3 protein-coding genes and 1 pseudogene are annotated in these 1,799 nt (G+C 37.4%); 1 reads left to right on the forward strand and 3 read right to left on the reverse strand.

Annotated elements, in window-relative coordinates:
• From ACEW8U_RS15625 to ACEW8U_RS15635, 3 genes and pseudogenes are all read right to left on the reverse strand, one after another.
• Positions 1–702 (reverse strand): annotated as a pseudogene (locus tag ACEW8U_RS15625) (ATP-dependent DNA helicase RecG); the annotation flags it as partial.
• A gap of 15 nt (positions 703–717) precedes the next feature.
• Positions 718–939 (reverse strand): DUF4926 domain-containing protein, encoded by a 222-nt coding sequence (locus tag ACEW8U_RS15630; RefSeq protein ID WP_373522987.1) that lies wholly within the window; start codon positions 937–939, stop codon positions 718–720.
• Positions 923–1,174 (reverse strand): type II toxin-antitoxin system Phd/YefM family antitoxin, encoded by a 252-nt coding sequence (locus ACEW8U_RS15635; RefSeq protein WP_373522988.1) that lies wholly within the window; start codon positions 1,172–1,174, stop codon positions 923–925. Before ACEW8U_RS15635 ends, ACEW8U_RS15630 begins: the two co-directional genes overlap by 17 nt.
• A gap of 174 nt (positions 1,175–1,348) precedes the next feature.
• Between ACEW8U_RS15635 and ACEW8U_RS15640 the strand changes: the two genes are divergently transcribed.
• The gene (locus ACEW8U_RS15640) at positions 1,349–1,771 is read left to right on the forward strand and encodes a serine hydrolase domain-containing protein (protein ID WP_373522989.1); all 423 of its coding nucleotides are present in this window, start codon (positions 1,349–1,351) and stop codon (positions 1,769–1,771) included.
• Positions 1,772–1,799: the final 28 nt, after the last annotated feature.

Raw genomic sequence — 1,799 nt, forward strand, 5'->3', positions numbered from 1 at the left:
TAACCTCAACTGCACAAAGAAAAACTCTTCAAATTTCAGCCGAAACCTTGCCTGTTTTAGGATTTCGGGATTTTCGGGAAAGTGGATTTGCTTTAGCGCTACCTGTTTTGAAATAAGGTTAAACCGCTGTATTATATCCAATGGCAATGTTTCCTGAATTTGGGGATAAGCTACTTGTACCAAACCTTCCATAATTCTGGAAATCCCTTTGGAATCCAGATATTTTGCTCTCAGCTTTTCTGTAGTGGAATAGACGGGCTGGAAAAAACTCTTTTCTTCTTGCATCTGAGAAAGGGGCTCCATTTCAGGATGGGCGATGCTGAATTTTCGCACATATTTGTTGGGCTTTCCATAAAAGACAAATGCCGGACCGATAAGCAGTTTTTTGACTACCCATTGAATCCCTTTGAACCAAGTGAGTTCCATTTCACCGGTATCATCATAAATATAGGCTACCAACCGCTTTCTCCTGGCATCACCGATGGTTTCTACTTTTCGGATTTTGGCAATGACCTGTACATTTTCAAGATCCTCGTTCAGTTCATTGATTTTATAGAACTTGGTCCGGTCTTCGTAGCGGAACGGATAATATTGCAGCAGTTCCCCATAGGTAAAAATATTCAGCTCCTTATTGAACAAAGCAGCTTTTTGCGGGCCCATGCCGCGGAGGAATTCTATTTTGGTATCGAAAAAAGAGGACAATGGATATATATCAAACTATTTGGGGGAATATTCCAATGAATGATGTAACAACAATAAATCATCAGCGGGAACAGAAAATTCGGCAATGGTTTCTCCACTTTTATCTGAAAATTCTACCTCATAATCAACATCAGAGAGTATTTCTACTATAGTTCCCACCTGACCCAGAAGAACTCTGTGGTGTGGCAATTCTCTCAGGATAGCCACCGTGTCCAAAAGTTTAAATTTCTTTTCCATCGCCTTTATTTTTTTTAAATTTTAACTTTTCAATCGCAGAATCCAACCTTCTTTCATTCTCCTTTGAGGAAAGCTCATGTTGGGTCGAAAGCAAAGAATTATATTCAGCCAAGGACATGATTACCACTTCTTTGTCCTTTCCACGATTGATAATCAAGGTTTCAAAATCCTCAGTGACCTTATCAAAATAACGCTTTATATCTTTCCTAAAATCCGAAATCGAAGCGCTTAACATAATTATATATTTTGGAATTATATGTACAATATTATGAAATATTTATTTTCAAAGGATTATTCTTTGTTGCCAAAACAAGACATATACCATTAAAAATATTATTTAGGCATATTGGAATTTTCGATTAAAATTTACCCAAATTTAAACTATAATTTTTTTTAAATTGACAACACCATGAAACAACTAATCCTCTCCCTTCTAATTTCATTAATTTCACTGACTTCGTTTACCCAAAAACAAAAAACTGACAATCGCTTTTCAGGTTTGGATACAGAACTCGAAAAAGTCCTGCAGACCTGGAAGGCAGCTGGATTTGCCGTGGCAGTGGTCGAAAAGGATAAGATCATTTATTCCAAAGGCTTCGGTTACCGCGATTATGAAAATAAAATTCCTGTAACCCCCAACACACTCTTTGCCATTGGATCAAGCAGTAAGGCATTTACTTCCGGGTTATTGGGGATTTTGAGGGAAGAGGACAAGTTCGCGCTGAAAATCGTGGAGGGATTCGTCATAGAGTTTTTGGAAGATAAAGACGGGAATATAAAAGAAGCCAAATTTATCCAACCGAATGGCGTATTTGTGGCAAAGAAAAAGTAATACCTATTTCAAATAATTCCTCAAAATT

Source organism: Aquiflexum sp. (assembly GCF_041751335.1).
Lineage (GTDB): Bacteria > Bacteroidota > Bacteroidia > Cytophagales > Cyclobacteriaceae > Aquiflexum.